At 65.6% G+C, this 17,703-nt stretch carries 18 protein-coding genes; 17 read left to right on the top strand and 1 reads right to left on the bottom strand.

Annotation, left to right across the window (positions count from 1 at the left end; genetic code table 11):
• Nucleotides 1–11: 11 nt before the first annotated feature.
• From sufB to QRM60_RS12080, 15 genes are all read left to right on the top strand, one after another.
• Entirely contained in the window at nucleotides 12–1,469 is a 1,458-nt protein-coding gene (sufB, locus tag QRM60_RS12150) for a Fe-S cluster assembly protein SufB (protein ID WP_285446278.1), read from the top strand.
• A gap of 35 nt (nucleotides 1,470–1,504) precedes the next feature.
• The gene (locus QRM60_RS12145) at nucleotides 1,505–1,753 is read left to right on the top strand and encodes a hypothetical protein (protein ID WP_153066178.1); all 249 of its coding nucleotides are present in this window, start codon (nucleotides 1,505–1,507) and stop codon (nucleotides 1,751–1,753) included.
• Nucleotides 1,754–1,826: 73 nt separating this feature from the next.
• A complete protein-coding gene (sufC, locus tag QRM60_RS12140) occupies nucleotides 1,827–2,591 on the top strand; it encodes a Fe-S cluster assembly ATPase SufC (protein WP_116923639.1) in 765 nt (254 codons plus the stop codon).
• Complete coding sequence (gene sufD, locus QRM60_RS12135; RefSeq protein ID WP_285446277.1) at nucleotides 2,591–3,853, top strand: Fe-S cluster assembly protein SufD; 1,263 nt, start codon at nucleotides 2,591–2,593, stop codon at nucleotides 3,851–3,853. Before sufC ends, sufD begins: the two co-directional genes overlap by 1 nt.
• Nucleotides 3,850–5,091 carry a cysteine desulfurase gene (locus QRM60_RS12130; protein WP_285446276.1) on the top strand — a complete coding sequence of 414 codons (1,242 nt, stop codon included), beginning with the start codon at nucleotides 3,850–3,852 and terminating at the stop codon, nucleotides 5,089–5,091. Before sufD ends, QRM60_RS12130 begins: the two co-directional genes overlap by 4 nt.
• A gap of 149 nt (nucleotides 5,092–5,240) precedes the next feature.
• On the top strand, nucleotides 5,241–5,780 hold the full coding sequence (locus QRM60_RS12125) for a GNAT family N-acetyltransferase (RefSeq protein WP_011037898.1): 540 nt from the start codon (nucleotides 5,241–5,243) through the stop codon (nucleotides 5,778–5,780).
• Nucleotides 5,777–6,106: a non-heme iron oxygenase ferredoxin subunit gene (locus QRM60_RS12120; protein ID WP_040940932.1), complete on the top strand. Its 330-nt coding sequence runs from the start codon at nucleotides 5,777–5,779 to the stop codon at nucleotides 6,104–6,106. The genes QRM60_RS12125 and QRM60_RS12120 overlap by 4 nt, the downstream gene beginning before the upstream one ends.
• A 343-nt stretch (nucleotides 6,107–6,449) precedes the next feature.
• Nucleotides 6,450–8,768 (top strand): TonB-dependent siderophore receptor, encoded by a 2,319-nt coding sequence (locus QRM60_RS12115; RefSeq protein WP_285446275.1) that lies wholly within the window; start codon nucleotides 6,450–6,452, stop codon nucleotides 8,766–8,768.
• Between the two features lie 48 nt (nucleotides 8,769–8,816).
• Complete coding sequence (locus QRM60_RS12110) at nucleotides 8,817–9,503, top strand: Fe2+-dependent dioxygenase (protein ID WP_285446274.1); 687 nt, start codon at nucleotides 8,817–8,819, stop codon at nucleotides 9,501–9,503.
• Complete coding sequence (locus QRM60_RS12105) at nucleotides 9,496–10,254, top strand: tetratricopeptide repeat protein (RefSeq protein ID WP_285446273.1); 759 nt, start codon at nucleotides 9,496–9,498, stop codon at nucleotides 10,252–10,254. Before QRM60_RS12110 ends, QRM60_RS12105 begins: the two co-directional genes overlap by 8 nt.
• Before the next feature lie 5 nt (nucleotides 10,255–10,259).
• Nucleotides 10,260–10,904 (top strand): PepSY-associated TM helix domain-containing protein, encoded by a 645-nt coding sequence (locus QRM60_RS12100; RefSeq protein WP_228431647.1) that lies wholly within the window; start codon nucleotides 10,260–10,262, stop codon nucleotides 10,902–10,904.
• Between the two features lie 23 nt (nucleotides 10,905–10,927).
• Nucleotides 10,928–11,443: a DUF2271 domain-containing protein gene (locus tag QRM60_RS12095; RefSeq protein ID WP_042598109.1), complete on the top strand. Its 516-nt coding sequence runs from the start codon at nucleotides 10,928–10,930 to the stop codon at nucleotides 11,441–11,443.
• 151 nt (nucleotides 11,444–11,594) lie between these two features.
• Nucleotides 11,595–12,398 carry a DUF4198 domain-containing protein gene (locus QRM60_RS12090; protein WP_042598107.1) on the top strand — a complete coding sequence of 268 codons (804 nt, stop codon included), beginning with the start codon at nucleotides 11,595–11,597 and terminating at the stop codon, nucleotides 12,396–12,398.
• A 217-nt stretch (nucleotides 12,399–12,615) separates the two neighbouring features.
• Nucleotides 12,616–13,590 carry an FAD:protein FMN transferase gene (locus tag QRM60_RS12085; RefSeq protein ID WP_285446272.1) on the top strand — a complete coding sequence of 325 codons (975 nt, stop codon included), beginning with the start codon at nucleotides 12,616–12,618 and terminating at the stop codon, nucleotides 13,588–13,590.
• Entirely contained in the window at nucleotides 13,587–15,191 is a 1,605-nt protein-coding gene (locus QRM60_RS12080) for a sulfite reductase subunit alpha (protein ID WP_285446271.1), read from the top strand. The genes QRM60_RS12085 and QRM60_RS12080 overlap by 4 nt, the downstream gene beginning before the upstream one ends.
• 182 nt (nucleotides 15,192–15,373) lie before the next feature.
• Here QRM60_RS12080 and QRM60_RS12075 read toward each other — a convergent pair whose 3' ends face one another.
• Entirely contained in the window at nucleotides 15,374–15,970 is a 597-nt protein-coding gene (locus QRM60_RS12075) for a HutD family protein (RefSeq protein ID WP_285446270.1), read from the bottom strand.
• A gap of 236 nt (nucleotides 15,971–16,206) precedes the next feature.
• Here QRM60_RS12075 and QRM60_RS12070 point away from each other — a divergent pair, with 236 nt between their 5' ends.
• Both QRM60_RS12070 and QRM60_RS12065 read left to right on the top strand, forming a co-directional pair.
• Complete coding sequence (locus tag QRM60_RS12070) at nucleotides 16,207–16,494, top strand: hypothetical protein (RefSeq protein ID WP_115006114.1); 288 nt, start codon at nucleotides 16,207–16,209, stop codon at nucleotides 16,492–16,494.
• Between the two features lie 82 nt (nucleotides 16,495–16,576).
• Nucleotides 16,577–17,089, top strand: coding sequence for a hypothetical protein (locus QRM60_RS12065; protein WP_228418912.1), 513 nt, complete (start codon nucleotides 16,577–16,579; stop codon nucleotides 17,087–17,089).
• Nucleotides 17,090–17,703 lie beyond the last annotated feature (614 nt).

The following is a 17,703-nucleotide window of genomic DNA, read 5'->3' as shown; positions in this document are numbered from 1 at the left end:
GTAGGCAGCCGATGGCCACCGAACTTGCCCCCCCGCAGAATGCGCAGATCCTCGAACGGTTGGGCCGACGTTATGACGCCGGTTTCATCACCGAGATCGAATCCGATTCGCTCCCGCCTGGTCTGGACGAAGACATCATCCGTGCACTGTCGGCCAAGAAAGAAGAGCCGGAATGGATGACCGACTGGCGCCTGGAGGCCTACCGCCACTGGCTGAAAATGCCGATGCCGGAGTGGGCCAAGCTGAAGATCGCGCCGATCGATTTCCAGGCGTTGAGCTATTACTCCGCGCCCAAGGGCCCGAAGTACGCCTCGCTGGATGACGTGCCCAAGGAGCTGCTCGACACCTACGACAAGCTCGGCGTGCCGCTGCACGAGCGCGCGCGGTTGGCCGGCGTTGCGGTGGATGCAGTGTTCGATTCAGTCTCGGTCGGAACGACCTTCCGCAAGGAACTGGCCGAAAAGGGCGTGATCTTCTGCTCGATGTCCGAGGCGATCAAGGAACATCCGGAGATCGTCAAGCAGTACCTCGGCAGCGTGGTGCCGGTGGGCGACAACTATTTTGCCGCGCTGAACTCGGCCGTATTTTCCGATGGCAGCTTCGTGTTCATTCCCAAGGGCGTGCGTTGCCCGATGGAACTGAGCACCTACTTCCGCATCAACGCCGGCCACACCGGCCAGTTCGAGCGCACCTTGATCGTGTGCGAAGACAAGGCCTACGTGTCGTATCTGGAAGGCTGCACCGCGCCAATGCGCGATGAGAACCAGCTGCATGCGGCCGTGGTGGAACTGGTGACGCTGGAAGATGCGGAGATCAAGTATTCGACCGTGCAGAACTGGTATCCGGGCGATGAAGAAGGCCGCGGCGGCATCTACAACTTCGTCACCAAGCGTGCCGAATGCCGTGGCAACCGCAGCAAGGTGACCTGGACCCAGGTCGAAACCGGCTCGGCGATCACCTGGAAGTATCCGTCGTGTGTGCTGCTCGGCGACGATTCGGTGGGCGAGTTCCACTCGGTAGCCCTCACCCACCATCGTCAGCAGGCCGATACCGGCACCAAGATGATCCACATCGGCAAGCGCACCAAGAGCAAGATCGTTAGCAAGGGCATCAGCGCCGGCCGCGGCCAGAACACCTACCGTGGCCTGGTCAAGGTGGACCGCAACGCCGATGGCGCGCGCAATTACACCCAGTGCGATTCGCTGTTGATCGGCAAGCAGTGCGGCGCCCACACCTTTCCCTATATCGAGGTGAAGAATCCCGGCGCCACAGTCGAGCACGAAGCCACCACCTCCAAGATCAGCGACGACCAGCTGTTCTACTGCCGCGCACGCGGCATCAGCCAGGAAGACGCGGTGTCGTTGATCGTGGATGGGTTCTGCAAGCAGGTATTCCGCGAACTGCCGATGGAATTTGCGGTAGAAGCCAAGAAACTGCTCGAAGTCTCGCTGGAAGGCTCGGTGGGATGATCCGGCGGCGGCCCTGGCCTTCGGTAATGGCGGCCGTGGCAAGCCTGCTGCTGTCGGCGCTGACGACATACGCCTGGAACGAGCGATATTGGCGCTGGCGCGACTGCTTCAACGCCGAGGGCCGCTGCTACGACAGCCAGGCCGGTGTCATGGTGGCCCAGTCCGGTGTCATCTGGGGCGGGTTGTCCGTGCTGTTCCTGGTGGTGTTCGCTGCGGCTTGCGCGCATTTGTTGTACCTGCGCAGCACGGCGCGCGTACTCGGTGGCGCAGCACCGGGCCGCTAATGAGTTGACTGTTGGCTGCAGCGGATGTCACGCGCGGCTTCGTATTTCCCTCTTACTCAAGACGATTACCGCAATGTTGAAGATCGAAAATCTCCACGCCAGCATCGCCGGCAAAGACATCCTCAAGGGCCTGTCGCTGGACATCCAGCCCGGCCAGGTGCACGCCATCATGGGGCCCAACGGCGCCGGCAAATCGACCCTGGGCAACGTGCTCGCCGGTCGCGACGGCTACGCAGTCACTGCCGGCACCGTGCAGTTCGAAGGCGCCGACCTGCTCGACCTGCAGCCGGAAGAACGCGCTGCGGCCGGCCTGTTCCTGGCGTTCCAGTACCCGGTGGAAATCCCCGGCGTGAACAACACCTACTTCCTGCGTGCCGCGCTCAATGCGCAGCGCAAGGCACGTGGCGAAGAAGAGCTGGATTCCATGCAGTTCCTCAAGCTGGTGCGGCAGAAGCTGGCGGTGCTGCATCTGAAGGACGAGCTGCTGCACCGTGGCGTCAACGAAGGGTTCTCCGGCGGCGAAAAGAAGCGCAACGAGATCTTCCAGCTGGCCGTACTCGAGCCGAAGTTGGCGATCCTGGACGAAACCGACTCCGGCCTGGATATCGACGCACTCAAGAGCGTGGCCGACGGCGTCAATGCGCTGCGCTCGACCGAGCGTTCGTTCCTGGTGATCACCCATTACCAGCGCCTGCTCGACTACATCAAGCCGGACGTGGTGCATGTGCTGTCCGATGGGCGCATCGTGCAGAGTGGCGGCCCGGAGCTGGCGCTGGAGCTGGAAAAGCACGGCTATCACTTCCTGAAGGACCGTGTGGTGCCGGAGGCCGCCGCCTGATGAGTGCCTTGTTGGAATCCCTTGCCAGCGGGTTTAGCGGCAACGCTGAACGGCGCGCCGAACTCGACGCGGCCTTGCAGACCGGCCTGCCCGGCCCGCGCGCCGAAGCCTGGAAATACACCTCGCTGCGCCAGCTGGAACGCCGCAGCTTCCAGCCTGCACCGTTGGTGCCGGCGCTGATCGATGCCGCGGTGCTGGATGAGATCCCCACCCCGCGCCTGGTGTTCGTCAATGGCCGTGCGTCGGATGCGCTGAGCGAGCTGTCCGAACTTCCGGCAGGCGTGCAGGTGCAGACGCTGTCGTCCGCACTGGCTGCCGATGAATCAGCGCAGCAGCTGCTCGGCCGCCGCTTCGAGCGCAGCGATGAAATCTTCGCGCGTCTGAATGCCGCGCTGGCCGACGAAGGCGCGCTCGTGCGCGTGGACGCAGGCGTCAAGGTGGCGCTGCCGCTGCAGCTGGTGTTTGTCAGCGTTGCCGGCGAGCACGACCTGGCCTGGCACCACCGCCATCTGATCGAATTGCGTGCCGACGCCGCGCTCGGCGTGGTCGAGCACCACCTGCATGTGGGCGATGCAGCGCATCTGGACAACAGCGTGATGCATGTCCATCTGGCCCAGGACGCTGTGCTTTCGCACGCACGCGTGCAGGCCGATGGCGCACGCGCCACCGCGTTCGCGCGGACCGATGCGGTGCTGGCGCGCAATGCGCAATACCAGCGTGTGGATCTGGAGCTGGGCGCGGGCCTGTCGCGGCACGAACTCAATGCGCGGCTGGAAGGCGACAATGCACGGCTCACCGCCAATGGCGTACTGCTCGGCAATGGCCGCCGGCATGTGGATACCCGCCTGGGCATCGAGCACATCGCACGCGACACCGCCTGCGAGCTGGTCTGGCGCGGCGTCGGCGCCGACCGCAGCCGCGTGGTGTTCCATGGCGGCATCCATATCCGCCAGGGCGCCGACGGCACCGATGCACGTTTGTCGAACAAGAACCTGCTGCTCTCGGACAATGCCGAAATCGACACCCAGCCGGTGCTGGTGATCGACGCGGACGAGGTGCAGGCCGCGCACGGTGCCACCGTGGGTCAGCTCGACGACAACGCGCTGTTCTACCTGCGCTCGCGCGGGTTGCCGCAGCAGCAGGCGCAGCGCTTGCTCAGCGCCGCGTTCTGCCATGAGCCGCTGCGCGCGCTGCCGTCGTCGTTGCGCGACTTGCTGGCCGTGCAGCTGGACCGCGCCCTGAATTCGGCGGGCGTGGCATGAACGCCTCCGTCGCCGCCACTCCGGCACCGGACTGGGAGCGCGTACGCTCCGACTTCCCGCTGCTGATGCGGCAGGTGCACGGCAAGCCGCTGATCTATTTCGACAACGCCAACACCGGGCAGAAGCCGCTGCAGGTGATCGCTGCCACCGACGAGTTCTATCGCCGGCAGAACGCCAACGTCAGCCGCGCGGTGCATGCACTGGGCACCGAAGCCACCGACGCGTTCGAAGGCGCACGCAGCAAGCTGGCGCGTTTTCTCAACGTGCGCGCCGACGAGCTGGTGCTGTGCAGCGGCACCACGTTCGCGATCAATCTGGTGGCCTATTCCTGGGCGCTGCCGCGCCTGGGGGCGGGCGATGTGATCCTGGTGTCGCGCATGGAGCACCACGCCAATATCGTGCCGTGGCAGTTGGTCGCCCAGCGCACCGGCGCCACCATCCGCGTGGCCGAGATCACGCCTGAGGGCGCGCTGGATCTGGATGCACTGCGCAAGGCGATGACCCCCGAGGTCAAGCTGCTGGCCGTCACCCACGTGTCCAACGTGCTAGGCACGGTGAACCCGGTGCGCGAGATCTGCCGCGAGGCACGCAAGCGCGGCATCGTTACCGTGGTGGACGGCTCGCAAGCCGCACCGCACCGCCGCGTCGACGTGGCCGGCATCGGCTGCGATTTCTACGCCATCACCGGCCACAAGATGTGCGGCCCCACCGGCACCGGCGCATTGTGGGCGCGCCGCGAACATCTGCAGGCCATGCCGCCGTTCTTGGGCGGCGGCGAGATGATCAAGGAAGTGAGCTTCGAAGGCACCGTGTTCAACGACGGCCCGCACAAGTTCGAAGCCGGCACGCCGAATATCGCCGGTTTCATCGGCCTGGGCGCGGCGGTGGACTATCTGGACGCGGTCGGCCTGGCGCACGTGGAAGCGCGCGAGACCGAGCTGCTCGCGCACTTCACCGAAGAACTGCAACGCATCGACGGCCTGCGCATCTTCGGCACCACGCCGGACAAGGCGGCGGTGGTGTCGTTCCTGATCGAAGGCGCACACGCGCACGATCTGGCCACCCTGCTCGACCTGGAAGGCGTGGCCATCCGCTCCGGCCAGCACTGCGCCCACCCACTGCTGCAGTACTACGGCGTAGCCGCCACCTGCCGTGCCTCGCTGGCGTTCTACAACACGCATGACGAGATCGAACGCTTTGTTGCCGCGTTGGTGAAGGTGCGTCAGCTTTTGGGCTGATTGAATGCGGGAATCGGGAATGGAGAATCGAACAAGCGGCTCTCCCACATGCTGTTGCTGGTCGACAGAGGCGAAGTAGCTCATTGAGCGGCGCAACGCTTTTCCCGATTCCCGATTCCCGATTCCCGATTCCCGATAAACTGTTTCACATGCAGACCACCACCTTCCGCACCGCAACCGTCGACGATATCGATGCCATCGTCGCGCTCGTCACCTCCGCCTATCGCGGCGACAGCAGCCGCGTCGGCTGGACCACCGAAGCCGACATCCTGGACGGTGCGCGCATCGACCCGGCGGTGTTGCGGCAGGACATCCTGCGCGACCGCAGCCTGGTGCTACTGGTGGAACAGGACGGCGCCCTGGTGGCCTGCGCGCATGTTGCCGACGAAGACGGCGCCGGTTACTTCGGCATGTTCTCGGTCAGCCCCACCCTGCAGGGCGGCGGTATCGGCAAGACCGTGCTCGCCGAGGCCGAACGTATCGCCGCCACCGAGTGGGCCTTGCCGCTGATGCGCATGACCGTGATCGATGTGCGCAACGAACTCATCGCCTTCTACGAACGCCGCGGGTATCGCCGCACCGGCGTGTCCAAGCCTTTCCCCTATGGCGACGAGCGATTCGGCGTGCCGTTGCGTCAGGACCTGCGCTTTGAAGTGCTGGAGAAGCCGCTCGGCGAGGCCGCGTTGTGAGCGACAACTGGACCTTTGTCTGCGCCAGCGGCGAGTTGCTGCCGGGCGAGCTGAAGACCGTGTGGGATGAAGTGACCGATGCGCCGATCGTGGTGTTCAACCTCGACGGCGCGCTGTACGCGCTGGAAGACCGCTGCAGCCACGAAGATTACGAACTCTCGCCCGGCACCTTCGACGCGGCCGCCGGCACCATCGAGTGCCTGCTGCACAGCGCGCGCTTCGATATCCGCGATGGGCGTCCTCTGTGCGCCCCGGCCTATTCCGCAGTGCCCAAGTTCCCGGTGAAGCAGGAACACGGCGGTATCTGGACCCGCGACGACCGCTGAGCGCAGTGCCCAGCCGCCACTGTCAGCGCACCGCAAGGCCTCAATCTTTCAGCCGTATGCCATCCATCGGCAAAGATTGCAAAGAAGAATGATTTGCATTTAAGATCGCAGCCCTTCAGGCCTTCTTAACAACTGGCCTTCCTGCGATCCCATGCGCCTGCCCCTGTCCATGCCGTTTTCTTCCTGGTGTTCGTCCGCCCTGTGCCGTCTGGCGCAGCGCTGCCGCGTGCACGGACGCCGGGCCTGGCAGCAGGCGGCATCGGGCTGACAGGCGCGCATTCCCTTCCCGCATCCGCCGAGCCATCGCCAGGCCGAAGCATCGCTTCCCTTTTCGAGACGTCCCATGACTCCCAGGATTTCCCCGCTCACTTCGGCCGTGTTGCTGACGCTGTCCGCTCCTGCCTTCGCCCAGCCTGGCGACGCGCCGGCACCTCCGGGCGCAGTGGATCTGGATGCGATCCGGGTGCAGCAGGAGCGTGCGCAGAAGCCGTCCTCGCCCAAGTACACCGAGGCGCTGCGCGACACCCCGCAGACCATCACCGTGGTCACCAAGCAGACCATGGACCAGCAGAACCTGCTGTCGCTGCGTGATGTGCTCAGCACCTTGCCCGGCATCACCTTTGGCGCGGGCGAAGGCGGCGGCGGGTATGGCGACAGCATCAACCTGCGCGGCTTTACCGCCAGCAGCGACATCACCACCGACGGCGTGCGCGACAGCGCGCAGTACAGCCGCAGCGACACCTTCAACCTGGAAGCGGTGGAGCTGATCAACGGCGCCAACTCGGCGATGTCCGGTGCCGGCTCGGTGGGCGGCAACATCAACCTGGTGACTAAGACCGCCGGCCAGGGCGACTTCACCAACGTGCTGATTGGCGGCGGCAGCGACCGCTACGGCCGCCTCACCGTCGACAGCAACTACGACTTCGAAAACGGCACCGCGGTGCGGATGAACGCCATGGGTCACACCCAAGACGTGCCGGGCCGCGATGAGGAATTCCGTCATCGCTGGGGCTTTGCGCCGTCGGTGGCGTTCGGTCTGGGCTCGGACACGCGCTTCACGCTGAGCTACCTGCACCAGCACGACAACAACCTGCCGCAGTACGGCGTGCCGTTCGCGCTCAGCCCGTTCAACGATGGCCCGCTGCCGGGCGTGGACCGCGAAACCTATTACGGCTATCGCAATGTGTCGCGTCAGGAGATCGACGTGGACATGCTGACCGGCGTGCTGGAAATGGACTTCGACGACAACGTCAAACTGCGCAGCCTGGCGCGTGTGCAGCGCGTGGACCAGACCACCACGGCCACCGCGCCGGAAGGCACCTGGTGCCTGCCCAACAACACCAACGCCTACACCGGCCGCGCCTGCGTCGGCCAGCCGCCGTCCACCTGGAACCCGAACAGCGGCCCGCGCGGGCTGGTGCGCGAGACCGAAAACTTCATCGCCCACAGCCAGACCGACCTGACCGCCACCCTGCACACCGGCGCCATCGAGCACCGCGTGGTCGCCGGCGTGGCCTTCAGCAAGGAAGATTTCGAACTCGACAGCGGCAGCATCTTCCGCAATGCCGACGGCTCCACCACCGGCATCACCTACCCGCTGCAGACCTTCGACAACCCGTACAACATCTGGACCGGCCCGCAGAACTATTTCCGCACCGGACGCAGCAAGGGCAGCCTGACCAATCAGGCGGTGTACCTGTTCGACACGCTGCAGTTCAACGAGCAATGGATGCTCAACCTGGGCGGCCGTTACGAACACAACGAAGGCGACAGCACCACCTACACCGTCAACGCCACCGGCGGCGTGACCGGCGTGACTCCGGGGTTCCCGGCAGGCAGCGAGGAGGATCTGTTCTCCTACCGCGCCGGCCTGGTGTTCAAGCCGGTCGACAACGCCAGCCTGTATCTGTCCTACGCCAACAGCAAGACCCCGTCGAAGGCGTCGGTCAATGGCTCGTGCACGCCGATCGCCACTGCCACCGCCGGCGCCAACTGCAATGTGGAGCCGGAAAGCGCGGTCAATATCGAACTCGGCGGCAAGTGGGACGTGTTGAACGAGCGTCTGGCACTGACGGCGGCGGTGTTCCGCAACGAGCGCGAAAACTACAAGGTCAACAGCGGCGACCCGCTGATTCCCGAGCAGGTGCTGGACGGCAAGGCGCGCGTGGATGGCATTGCGCTGGGCGCGGCCGGCTACCTGACCGAGCGCTGGTCGATCTTCGCCAATTACACCTTCCTGGACAGCGAAGTGCTGCAAAGCGTCTCCAACCGCACCGCCAGCCTCACCGGCGACCCGATTGCCGGACGCGAACTGGTGCAGACCCCGCGCAACGCCGGCAATCTCTGGACCACCTATCAGCTCAACCAGTGGACCTTCGGGTACGGCGTCAATTACCAGGGCAGCTTCTATCCGAACAACACCTCGACCGCGGTCTACCGCAAGACCGACGCATACTGGGTGCACCGTGCGATGGTCGGCCTGCGCGTCAACGACTGGCTCAGCCTGCAGTTGAACGTCAATAACCTGTTCGACAAGGAGTACTACACCAGCATCCGCAACAATCTCACCGTCAACGCCGCGGGCACCGTCACCGCCGGCAGCGGCTGGGCGTTGCCGGGTGATGGTCGCTCGGCGGTGTTGAACGCGACCTTCAGCTTCTGATCCATCAACGCGCCGTCCGCAGTCCGCGGACGGCGTGGAGACCACTGCATGTTGTTGCCCATTCCCGACGTCCTGACGCCCGCCCAGCTGAGCCAGCTGCGTGAGCGTTTGGACGCGGCCGACTGGGCCGATGGCCGCATCACCGCCGGCCATCAGTCCGCGCAGGCCAAGGACAACGTGCAGTTGCCCGAAGACAGCCCGATCGCACGCGAGGCCAGTGCGCTGGTGCTCGACGCGCTGTCGCGCAGCAGTACGTTCTTTTCCGCCGCGCTGCCGCGCCGGATCTATCCACCGCTGTTCAATCGCTACAGCGGCGGGCAGTCGTTCGGCTACCACGTCGACAATGCGGTGCGTTACGACCGCAGCCGTGGCGGCGCCGATCCGGTGCGCACCGACGTCTCCGCCACGCTGTTCCTCAGCGACCCGGACAGCTACGACGGCGGCGAGCTGGTGATCGAAGACACCTACGGCACGCAGTCGGTGAAATTGCCGGCCGGAAATCTGGTGATCTACCCCGGCACCAGCCTGCACAAGGTGCTGCCGGTGACGCGTGGCACGCGCATGGCGTCGTTCTTCTGGATCCAAAGCATGCTGCGCGATGATGCACAGCGCCGCCTGCTGTTCGAGCTGGATGTCTCGATTCGCAGGCTTACGCAAGACACTCCCGGCCACCCTTCGCTGATCCAGCTCACCGGCGTGTATCACAACCTGCTGCGGCAATGGGCCGATGTCTGAGCCGGTGCTGGACACCGCGCAGGTGATCGCCGCACTGCGCACGCAGCCCGCGCAGGCGGTGGCGTTGCTGCGCAAGGCGGCCGATCGCCAGGACGTGGCCGCACAGCTGCTGCTCGCACAACTCTACGCAGAAGGGCGCGGCGTCGCGGCCGATCCGATCCAGGCGATGCTGTGGTACGAAGTGGCCGCCAATGCCGGGCATCCGGAAGCGATGAACCAGCTTGGGCGCTGCCACGAACTGGGCTTCGGCACGCCCTGCAATCTGGAACTGGCGGCGCTGTGGTTTCGCCGCGCCGCCGCGCATGGCCTGGACTGGGGCATGTACAACCTGGCGCACCTGTACGCCTCCGGCCGCGGCGTCGCGCAGGACCACACCCAGGCGTTGGCGCTGTATCGCCGCGCTGCCGAACACGGGCACGCCAAGTCGATGAACTTTGTGGCGCGCTATCTGGAGCAAGGCCTGGCCGGCGCTGCAGATCCGCTCGCCGCCCGCAACTGGTACCGCCGCTCCGCCGAGGCCGGCGATTTCCGCGGGCAGGCCGGTTTTGCGACGGTGTTGGCCGACGACGGCGACATCGATCAGGCCGAAGCCTGGATGCGCCGCGCCATCGCCGGCGGGCATGCCGGGTTCCTGCGCCAACTCACCCCGCTGCTGGCCGCCGCTCCACACCCACGCCTGCGCGCATTGCTGAGCGAAGTGCTTGCGCGGCAGTCGCCTGCGCCGCCCGTTGCCACCACGGCGGCGGCCTGACCCACATGGCGCCCGCCTCCTCCACCGATCAGCTCGGCGCCGCGCAACAACGGCGCGGCTTCTGGCTGCGCATGCTGCACCAGTGGCACTGGATCAGTTCGGCGGTGTGCCTGATCGGCATGCTGCTGTTTACCGTCACCGGCCTCACCTTGAATCACGCCGCGCGCATCGAAGCCACTCCTTCGACCGAGCACCGCACGCTCACGCTGCCTACCGCGCTGCTACGGACCCTGGGCACGCGCCAGGAAGGCAATGCGCCACTGCCGCCGCGCGTCGCACAGTGGCTGGGCCGCGAACTGGACATCAGCGTCGGCACGCGCGAGGGCGAATGGTCGCCGGAGGAAATCTATCTCGCACTGCCGCGCCCCGGTGGCGATGCCTGGCTGAGCCTGGACCGCAGCACCGGCGCGGTGGAATACGAACGCACCGGGCGCGGCGTGATCGCCTACCTCAACGATCTGCACAAGGGCCGCAACGCCGGGCCAGCCTGGGGCTGGTTTATCGACGTGTTCGCCATCGCCTGCCTGGTGTTTTGCATCACCGGCCTGTTTTTACTGCACCTGCACGCGCGTCAGCGGCGCATGACCTGGCCGCTGGTCGGCCTGGGTTTGCTGATTCCGCTGTTGCTTGCCCTGTTGCTGATCCACTGACCCCATCGCCTCCGGAGACGACCATGCGCGCCACCTTGACCATCGCCCTGAGCGGCCTGCTCGCCATGCCGGCGTATGCGGCCACGCTCGATATCAACGTCGAGATCCCCAAGCTCAATGTCGCCGAATACCACCGCCCGTACGTGGCGATCTGGGTCGAAGGCGCCGACCAGAAGGCCGCTGCCAACCTGGCGGTCTGGTACCAGTCCAAGGACACCGCCGAAGGCCATGGCACCAAGTGGCTGCCAGACCTGCGCCAGTGGTGGCGCAAGAGCGGGCGCACCCTGGAGGTGCCGGTCGACGGCGTCACCGGCCCGACCCGCCCCGCCGGCGCGCACGCGTTGTCGTTCACCGACACCAAGGGTGCGCTGAAGTCGCTGCCGCCCGGCCAATACACGCTGGTGGTGGAGGCCGCGCGTGAAGTGGGCGGCCGCGAGCTGGTCAAAGTGCCTTTCACCTGGCCGGCCACTGCTGCACAGACGGCCAAGGCCAGCGGCAGCAGCGAACTGGGCACGGTCAGCCTGGTCGCCAAGCCGTGACCGTGCGCTGCGCGCGGTCGCTTGCACGCGCTGAGTGCGATGCGAGTCCCCCGCACGCACGGCGTTATTCGATCCTCCACGCATCCACGCGGCGCAGCTGTGCGCTGACCAGACACGCGACTACCGCCCTCATCTTCTGCAAGGAGTTGCCATGAAACGTTCTCTCGTCCTGATCGCCCTGCTCGCCGCACTGCCGGTCACCGCCCTCGCGCACAAGGCCTGGTTGCTGCCCTCGCAGACCGTCCTCGCTGGCGAAGCGCCGTGGATCACCGTCGATGCCGCGGTGTCCAACGACCTGTTCTACTTCAACCACGTGCCGCTGCGGCTGGACAACCTGACCATCACCGCGCCCGATGGCAGCGCGCTCAAGCCGGAGAACCCTGCCACCGGCAAGTACCGCAGCGTGTTCGATCTGCAGCTCACCCAGCCCGGCACCTACAAGCTCAGCATCACCAACGCCGGCCTGTTCGCCAGCTGGAAGGAAGACGGCAAGCCCAAGCGCTGGCGCGGCAACGAAACCAGCTTCGCCACCGAAGTGCCGAAGAACGCGCAGGAGCTGCAGGTCTCCCAGTCGCTCAATCGCGTGGAAACCTTCGTAACCCGCGGCGCGCCCACAACGACCGTGTTCAAGCCCAGCGGCAAGGGCATCGAGCTGATTCCGGTGACCCACCCCAACGACCTGGTCGCTGGTGAAGCCGCGCAGTTCACCCTGCAACTGGATGGCAAACCGGCGGCCGGCCTGGAGATCGAAATCGTGCGTGGCGGTACCCGCTACCGCGATGCGCAGAACGAGATCAAGCTCAAGACCGACGCCAAGGGCGGCTTCAGCGTGACTTGGCAGGAGCCGGGCATGTACTGGCTGGAAACCACCACTGAAGACACCAAAACCTCGCTGCCGCAGGCCAAGCAGCGCCGCCTGGGCTATGTCGCCACGTTGGAAGTGTTGCCGCAGTAATCACCGCACGCGCGCCACTGCATTGATCCGATGACCAATGCAGTGGCGCTGTTGAGGCGGTACATGCCATCGGCGTGTACGGTCTGCCGCGTACGCAGCGCACGCGGCACCACCGGCGCATCCTCTGCTGCCTCAAAGACACGCCGCGTGATGCAAACGGCACGTTTGCGCGTCACCCTGGCTGCCTCAAGGCAGCGCTTGCTCGACCGGTCCACACATGCACCCAGTTTCTTCCGCAGATGACGCCGTTGCCACGCTGGGCGGCCGCAGCATGGGCACCACCTGGAGCGTGAAGCTGGTGGCGCCGCGCGGCCGCGACCTGCATCCGTTGCATGCGGTGATCCAGGGTGCGCTCGATCGCGTGGTCGCGCAGATGAGCACCTGGGACGCAGACTCGGACATCACCCGCTTCAACCGTGCCGCCGCCGGCACCTGGCAGCGGTTGCCGGACGCGTTCCAGCGCGTGCTGACCACGGCGCTGGAGATTGCGCGTGCCAGCGATGGCGCGTTCGATCCAACCGTCGGCCCGATGGTCGACCTGTGGGGCTTCGGTGCCGCCGGTGGGCCGCGCAAGGTGCCCAGTGCCGACCAGATCGCCCTGGCCCGGCAGCGCTGTGGCTGGCAGCACCTGCAACTGGACGCAGACCGCGCGCTGCAACCCGGCGCGCTTGCATTGGATTTGTCGGGCATCGCCAAGGGCTTCGGTGTGGATTGCGTGCAGCGCGCGTTGGCGCAGGCGGGCATCGCCAGCGCGTTGATCGATGTTGGCGGCGAGCTGTTTGGATACGGCCGCAAACCCGATGGCAGCGCATGGCGTGTCCTGGTGGAATCAGCGCCCGACGAAGACGCAGGCACCGCACTGCCCGCGCGCGTGCTGGCATTGGATGGCCTGGCCGTGGCCACCTCCGGTGACCGCTGGCACCGCTTCGAGGCCGGCGGCGTACGTTACGCGCATACCTTCGACCCACGCCTGGGCGCGCCGGTTGCGCATGCAGCGGCTGCGGTCACCGTGCTGGCGCACGATGCGATGCATGCCGATGCCTGGGCAACCGCAATGACCGTGCTCGGTGTTGACGCGGGCCTGGCTTATGCGACGAACGCAGGGCTGGCGGTGCGCTTTCTGCAGCGCCGTGGCGCGGATTTGCAGGAATCCATGAGCCCGGCGTTTGAAACGCATCTGGCCGCCACATGAGCCTCGCCTCCCCACGCGTGTGGCTTGGCAACGGCGTCATCCTGCTGGCCTTGGCGGTACTGGCCGCCTGGTTGGGCAGCCTGCATGCGGGCCCGTGGTGGAGCGCCCCCGCCCCACACCGTTGGCACTGGGCGGGCCTCAGCCTGGCGGCTTACGCCATCGTCTGTTTCGGCCTGTGGCTGCGCGGGCGTCCACGCGTTGCGGCTGCGCGCGGCGATGACAGCAACCTGCTGATCGCCTGGGCGAGCCAGACCGGGTTCGCGCGCGAATTGGCCGAACGCAGCGCCACGGCCCTGCAGCAGGCCGGCGTCGGTGCGCATGCATTGCCGCTGGACGCATTGGATGCCAATCAACTGTCGCGCGTGCCGCGCCTGCTCTGCATCGTCAGCACCACCGGCGAAGGCGATGCACCCGATCACGTACAAGCAGCCGAGCGCACTTGGCTGGCCGGCAGCGATACCGATCTGGCCGCGCTGCGTTACGCGGTCCTGGCGCTGGGCGACCGCCGTTACGCGCAGTTCTGCGCATTTGGGCGGCGCCTGGATGCACGCTTGCAGGCGCAAGGTGCAACCCCCTTGTTCGCACGCATCGAGGTCGACAACGCCGAGCCGCAGTCCCTGCAGCAGTGGCAGCAACGGCTGGCTGAACTGGCACCGGCACTGGCGACGCAAGCGGATTGGAGTGTGCCCAGTTATGCCGACTGGCAGCTGCAGCAGCGCGTGCATGTCAATCCGGGCAGCGCGGGCGCCGCGGTGTATCGCTTGCGCCTGATCCCGTGCGACGGTCATTTGCCGCAGTGGAGCGCGGGCGATATCGCCGAAATCCGCCCGCAGCATTCGCCACAGGTGGTGGAAGCCTGGCTGCAGCGGCATCGGCTGGACGGCACCCGCCAGGTGCAGGGGCGTTCGTTGCACGCCTGGCTCAGCGGCGCGACCCTACCTGACGACGGCCCCGACATCACTTCGCTGGATACATGGGTACACGCACTGGCAGCGCTGCCACACCGCGACTACTCGCTGGCCTCGCTCCCCGACGAAGGCCATGCCGAACTGCTGATCCGCCAACACCTGCATGCCGATGGCACGCCCGGCCTGGGAAGCGGCTGGCTTTGCCAGGCGGCTCCAATCGGCGCGCGCATCGCGCTACGCGTGCGCACCAATCCCGGCTTCCACCCGCCCGCCTCCGCGCAACCGATGCTGCTGATCGGCAATGGCACCGGGATCGCCGGCTTGCGTGCGCACCTGCGCGCGCGCATCGCCGCCGGTGCGCACCACAACTGGCTACTGTTCGGCGAACGCAACGCAGCCTACGACACGCTCTATGGCGATGAACTCGAACACTGGCAGCGCGACGGCTGGATCGAACGACTGGACCGCATCTATTCCCGCGACAGCGGCCAGCCGCATCGCTACGTTCAACACGCCTTGGCCGCCGCGGCGGCGGACGTGCGCGCATGGGTGGCGCAAGGCGCCTGCGTGTACGTCTGCGGCAGCCTGCGCGGCATGGCTCCGGAGGTCGATGCCGCCCTCGACAGCATTCTGGGAACCGACCTGAAACAGGCACTACTCAGCAGCGGGCGGTATCGTCGCGACGTGTACTGATGGTCGTTATTCCAAGCGAAACTCAACTGCTGTGAACGGATAGGTTGCGCTTCACTTGTTAGCTGCAACGCAGCGGCTTGCATGGATCTGCACGTGCAACGGCCCTGTGAAGCTGCGCCTGCGCCTGCGCCTGCATCTGCATCTGCATCTGCATCTGCATCTGCATCTGAGAGTCCACCACCTCAGCCAGCCGGGCTCACCCGGATCGCCAGCAGTTCGCCGCCGCCATCCAGCACGAAGCGGCTGCGCGTTTGCGCCGACAACCACGCGGTGTCACCGGTCAGCAACGGCGGCAACCCGCTATCGCGGCCAAAATTGGCCTGCCCGGCAAGCAGATGGATCGCCCAGGCACTGCCGGGGTCGGCAAAGAACAGCATCGTGCCCACCAGCGGGCGGTGCAGCAGCTCGGTCTGCAACACAGAGCGCCGCCACATCAGGTTGAAGTCCTGCGTCGGCCCGTCGCTCAGCACCGCGGTGACCGCCTCCTCGCCCGCGAACCGCAGCCGCTGATGCGGCGGCAGCAAGCTGTGCTGCCGCCCGTCGCCAAACTGCAGCTGCATGCCATTGCCACGCAGCAACACCAGCTCGCGGTCGATCCCGGGAAACGCGGAGAACGCCGCGTCCTGTTCGATCTCGGCAATCGAAAGCCGCAGCGCCCAGGCATCGTCGGGCTCTCCCAACCGCAGGATCTCGCGTGTCCAGCCCAACTGGTTACGCCACCGCTCACGGCGGTACTCGGTGGCCGGGATCACCCGGCTGCTCAGGTCTGTCAGCTGCATCGGCGCATTGTGCCCGAAGCGCTAGAGTGTGGTCCCGGCTCCGTGCACGTTTGCCGTTTGCCGTTTGCCGTTTGCCGTTTGCCGTTTGCGCCGGCATTCAACATGCCATGCGAAATCTGCACGACCGCCGCAGCTTCATGAAAAACCGTGTGGGCCGCCGACAACCCGTTGATCTACACAGCCAAAGCGGACTTCGTCGGCACCCACACCGTCACCCACTCGGTCACCGATGCAAGATGACGGCCAGTGCGAGCATCACCCTGGTGGTGTCGAAGAACCCGCCCCGCGACAATGCGATGAGTATTGTTGTCGGTGCGTCGGCCTCTGTCGGAAGCGTCCAGGGCGGTGGCTACATCGTCGTCAACCTGGGAGCGTCCAGCCAGCCGGTGATCGACTGGACGGCCACGGCCGGAACGTACCCGACGGGACTGGGGAACACTGGATGGGCCGCGCTACTGGGCGGCACGGTGTCGGGGATCGATCTGCTGGTTGCACAGACAGGTTTGGTGGTGCGGCGCGACTGAGCGATGGCCGCCGCCCCCGACGGGCGGCGGCCATTGAAATCGTTATAGGGGGCAAGATGTCCCAAGAACCGGAGAACGCTGCATGCAAGCCCGTCGATTGATCGTTATTGCCACCCTGACCCTGGGGCTATTTATGAACCACCCATCCGCCGCGCAAAGTCAAATACCCAGCGATGTGCCTCATACCGGCATGTCGCTGCAGGCTTTGGAACGCGCCTACATCGAATCCTATGAGCAATCCGGATTCCGGTTGGCTAGCCGCCATGAGCAGTCGAATTCCGTCGGTTCCTTGACGATCGATCTCGTTTTCCAATTAAAGAGTGCGCCGAAGGGACCAGACGCGCCTGGCACCACGCTGACAATCTTGAGCGATCGGCCGCCCGGATGCGGATGCGCCCTGGTCAGGCAAAGCTTGAGAGGATTCGACGCCGATAGCCCAGATCCGAAGGCATACATGCGGGGACAAGATGTTGTTTTCAAAGCCGATGCGGCCGCGTTAGCAAAAGTAAAGCAGCGTTTGGGGGTCAGCTTGCCCGCAATCGATATGGCACCCCCAGACGCACACAAGAGCACTGCATGGCCGCTAGCCGAATGATTTTGATTTCCACCTGCCCAAGAGGTTGCTCATCCACGGCCCATCGCAACGCGGAGTCAAATATCTGGAGAAATGCCTCATACCGGCATGTAGCCGCAGGCGCTGGAACGTCTCTACGTCGAATCTTATGAAAGTTCCGGATTCCGTCTAACCACCCGCCGCATGGAGTGGCATCCAGTCGGCTACTGGGCGATCCTCCTCGCATTCAAGTGGAAGAATGGACCGCAGGGGCCCGACGCGCCTGGCATCACGTTGCTGATGCGGGGCGAGGCAGCGACTGGATGCGCCTGCCGCATGACTAGGCTAGGCATCAGGGGGCTATATCAAGAAAGCCGCAATCAGGCGATATTCTTGCGGGGAATGGATATTGGCGCCAAAGCCGATGCGGCTGCGTCGGCAAAGGTACGGGAACGATTGGGCGTGAGCTTGCCGGACGTACATCTACCTCCACACTGACGCTACTGCTTCTGAGACACGTGCCGTCCCTCGGCAGCGATGGAAATAGGTGGACTGCAGGTGACAAAGGCTTAGAGCGGCTAACAACATGTAGCGACCGGACTGTACGGGGGTACATGCCGATTCCGAGCACCGGCCGCGCCCGCCTGGCGGCTGCG

It is taken from the genome of Xanthomonas sp. fls2-241-TYG-148, assembly GCF_030208815.1.
Taxonomy (GTDB): Bacteria; Pseudomonadota; Gammaproteobacteria; order Xanthomonadales; family Xanthomonadaceae; genus Xanthomonas; species Xanthomonas campestris.
Note: the sequence above shows the minus strand (reverse complement) of the source record. Positions and strands in the feature narration are given on the sequence as shown.

Bases quoted from the DNA above. Each gene is read 5' to 3' on its own strand.
- sufB (WP_285446278.1), top strand. From the start codon at position 12: ATGGCCACCGAACTTGCCCCCCCGCAGAATGCGCAGATCCTCGAACGG.
- sufC (WP_116923639.1), top strand. From the start codon at position 1,827: ATGTTGAAGATCGAAAATCTCCACGCCAGCATCGCCGGCAAAGACATC.
- sufD (WP_285446277.1), top strand. From the start codon at position 2,591: ATGAGTGCCTTGTTGGAATCCCTTGCCAGCGGGTTTAGCGGCAACGCT.
- QRM60_RS12130 (WP_285446276.1), top strand. From the start codon at position 3,850: ATGAACGCCTCCGTCGCCGCCACTCCGGCACCGGACTGGGAGCGCGTA.
- QRM60_RS12125 (WP_011037898.1), top strand. From the start codon at position 5,241: ATGCAGACCACCACCTTCCGCACCGCAACCGTCGACGATATCGATGCC.
- QRM60_RS12115 (WP_285446275.1), top strand. From the start codon at position 6,450: ATGACTCCCAGGATTTCCCCGCTCACTTCGGCCGTGTTGCTGACGCTG.
- QRM60_RS12110 (WP_285446274.1), top strand. From the start codon at position 8,817: ATGTTGTTGCCCATTCCCGACGTCCTGACGCCCGCCCAGCTGAGCCAG.
- QRM60_RS12105 (WP_285446273.1), top strand. From the start codon at position 9,496: ATGTCTGAGCCGGTGCTGGACACCGCGCAGGTGATCGCCGCACTGCGC.
- QRM60_RS12100 (WP_228431647.1), top strand. From the start codon at position 10,260: ATGGCGCCCGCCTCCTCCACCGATCAGCTCGGCGCCGCGCAACAACGG.
- QRM60_RS12095 (WP_042598109.1), top strand. From the start codon at position 10,928: ATGCGCGCCACCTTGACCATCGCCCTGAGCGGCCTGCTCGCCATGCCG.
- QRM60_RS12090 (WP_042598107.1), top strand. From the start codon at position 11,595: ATGAAACGTTCTCTCGTCCTGATCGCCCTGCTCGCCGCACTGCCGGTC.
- QRM60_RS12085 (WP_285446272.1), top strand. From the start codon at position 12,616: ATGCACCCAGTTTCTTCCGCAGATGACGCCGTTGCCACGCTGGGCGGC.
- QRM60_RS12080 (WP_285446271.1), top strand. From the start codon at position 13,587: ATGAGCCTCGCCTCCCCACGCGTGTGGCTTGGCAACGGCGTCATCCTG.
- QRM60_RS12075 (WP_285446270.1), bottom strand. From the start codon at position 15,970: ATGCAGCTGACAGACCTGAGCAGCCGGGTGATCCCGGCCACCGAGTAC.
- QRM60_RS12070 (WP_115006114.1), top strand. From the start codon at position 16,207: ATGACGGCCAGTGCGAGCATCACCCTGGTGGTGTCGAAGAACCCGCCC.
- QRM60_RS12065 (WP_228418912.1), top strand. From the start codon at position 16,577: ATGCAAGCCCGTCGATTGATCGTTATTGCCACCCTGACCCTGGGGCTA.